The sequence below is a fragment of the Mesorhizobium sp. M1217 genome (genome assembly GCF_040318275.1).
Lineage (GTDB): Bacteria > Pseudomonadota > Alphaproteobacteria > Rhizobiales > Rhizobiaceae > Mesorhizobium.
Genome location: NZ_JAMYMA010000050.1, coordinates 1 through 2,804, shown reverse-complemented (window position 1 = coordinate 2,804; position 2,804 = coordinate 1). Strand labels below are relative to the sequence as shown.

The window sequence follows — 2,804 nt, the reverse complement described above, 5'->3', positions numbered from 1 at the left end:
CATCCTGCGAAACCGCTATCGCGCCGTCACTGGGCGACGCCCGTACGGCTCCCGGCAGATCGGCGCCCAGCGCCGCTAAGAGATCGAAATCATTGCCTGGCCGCACATTGCCTTCATGGTGCTTTTCGCCCCGTCGGCGAGTGGGACGCCCAATGCGTCGCGGCCCCCTACCCGTTCGGCCGTTCCGTCGTACCAGGCGAGCGTCTCGTATCCGCGAAAGCTGCTCACGCGACCGTGATCTCGGCCCGTTCAACGCCGTTCTGGGACGGGAAACCAAGCGAATGGCTGGCGAAACGGCTCCGCCGCAGCCGGCCTCGATCACAAGAACCCGGCGTCGGGCGTGAGCAACTCGACGTCGGATTGCATTGAAGCTTCAGCCAGGGCGGCTAAGTACGGATCGTTGTGAGCGACACGCTTCGGACTCCCATTCGATTGCCCGACTTTGGCTCATGCCGGGACGGGCGGTATTCTGAGGGTGTCTGCGCACCATGTTCATGGTGGCCGACTCTGAAGCGGCGCCCAATCGGAAACATTAGCATCTCCGCGTTTTGGCGTGGCTGCTTAAACTCTTCGACGGTAACCGCCTCAAGTAGCAGGTCCAAGGCTTCGCGCCCCCTCCGACTTATCGGGTCATCGCCCCGCAGGTAGTGATACGCTCGATCTAAATGCACCCGCGCGGCGGAAAAATCGCTTGTCATATGACCCTCTCAGTTACCGCCCGCATTAGCCGTCTAGGAGGTGAGGGAGGCGCAATCGTTAGTATCCACAGACGGATTTGATTTAAATCGCTGATGATCCGGGAGAAACCAGGGCGCTGGCTGGTCTTGATGCGAGAGCCTCGCCGGATGGGTAGTATGCCACGGCTACGGACGGTCTTGATCGAGATGATGGTTGAGGCTGCGGACTTCCCGGCGGACAGCTTCGATCGTTCTAGGCGTCTGCGCCGATAAATCAGGCGGGCGAATGCTCTCAATGTCCGCGTTGACAGCCATGCGAATACCGCTTCGTTCTTAATCTGTGGACACGGACCGAATACTGGCCCCGGCAAGTCGGCCAGTCGAGCTCTAATCCCTTGCCATCACAAAACGCGCATTCACGAGGGGTCATCGCGAATGCCGATCATCATCGGGCTTAGGGAAGCCATCCCTGAGCACTCGTCGTCAACCAGGGCGAGGACGAGATTGTGGCACCTCTCCTGTTAGGGTTCGTTGTCTCTCCCGTCTGTGAACAAGTGGGGTCAAGCTGCGGTCTTCACCCGGCCCGGTTCCGCTGCCGCCCCAAAGTTGATTGTGGAGCATGCGGAAGCGACTGCTAGGTCATGCTCTGGAAATACTGACCGATCACACAAATCTATAGACAAAAAGTCAGTACTGGCAGCCGTGAGTTAACGATCGGCTCGTGGAAGGCAAAAAACGTGCAGCACGAAGATCCTCAGCCGTCCGCTCCAACGACGCTTGCCCCGCTTCGCAATCCGGTATTTCGCTCGATCTGGACAGCCACACAGATTATCCAGCCTCGGGTGGCTCGTGCAGACGGTCGCCATCAGTTGGCTGAAGGCCACCATTTCAGCTTCCGACCTCATGGTCGCACTCGTTCAGGCCGCATCCACATTGCCGGTGTTTTTCCTCTCAATTCTCGCCGGAGCCATCGCCGATAACTTCAGCCGCCGATGGGTGATGTTTGCGGGGCACTGCTTGATAGCATTGGCATCAACGACGCTAATGATTTTGGTCGGTCTGGGATTTGTCGATCCTTGGCTGGTACTCGGACTGGGTTTCCTGGCCGGCTGCGGCTTTGCTTTGAATGATCCGGCCTGGCATGCTTCGGTCGGCGATATCCTCGACAAGCGCGACATACCGGCCGCGGTCACGCTGATGTCCGTCGGATACAACCTCGTACGCAGCATAGGTCCTGCTCTGGGTGGGACGATTCTGACCTTCTTTGGTCCGCTGGCCGCTTTCGGCTTGGCCGCGCTGAGCGATCTCGCGCCTCTAGGTGCACTATGGCGCACCAAATGGAAAATCCGCTCTTCGCCTCTCCCCCGCGAGAGAATGATGACGGCGATTCACGACGGAGTGCGCTTTACGGCGATGTCCCTGGAAATCAGGGCGGCGATCGCCCGCGGAACCCTTTTCGGGCCAGCATTTCGATCTTGGCGTTGCTGCCTCTCGTCGTTCGGGATCAGTTGAAGAGCGGGCCGATCGTCTACGGTATTCTATTGGCCGGCTTCGGCACCGGGGCTTTCATCGCGGGTATGAGCAACGGCTTCCTTAGGCGGATCACGTCTCAAAACAGGCTGGTGGCGTTCGCCTTTGTCGCTTGTGCAGCATGTTGCGTTTCCGTTGCACTAACATCGTCGGTCCCTGTGGCGGCAGTCGCGCTTGCCTTGGGCGGCGCGGGTTGGCTTATCACCTGGACCGGCATTGACGTGGCGGTGCAACTCGCAAGCCCACGGTGGGTAGTCGGCCGTACACTCTCCATCTACTACGCCTTGAGCGCTGGCGGTATGGCTGCCGGCAGCTGGATTTGGGGTTCCGTCGCGCAGAATTACTCCCTGACCTGGGCTTTGGAGGGCGCCGCCGGGGTCTGTTGCTGCTTGCAGCAGCGGGAATGGTGTTGGCGATACGTCCATGGGAAGAAACGGACCAGGAAAGTTCGGATTTTCGCGCACCGGAGCTGGCACTCGATCTGAAGCCAAGGAGGGGACTGTCGGGAATTCTGTGCGCGAGGCCATGATGATGGAAAGGAGAGAATCATCGCATGGCTATTGAGAAGGAACTTCTGGACCAACTGCTTGCCGGCCG

2 pseudogenes are annotated in these 2,804 nt (G+C 59.4%); one reads left to right on the top strand and one right to left on the bottom strand.

The features are described from left to right. A pseudogene (locus NKH37_RS33925) lies at window positions 1-139 on the bottom strand (type II toxin-antitoxin system HipA family toxin); the annotation flags it as partial. A gap of 1,275 nt (window positions 140-1,414) precedes the next feature. On the opposite strand from NKH37_RS33925, the pseudogene NKH37_RS33915 reads away from it, so the two are divergent. Further along, window positions 1,415-2,706 (top strand): annotated as a pseudogene (locus NKH37_RS33915) (MFS transporter); the annotation flags it as partial. Between the last annotated feature and the right edge of the window lie 98 nt (window positions 2,707-2,804).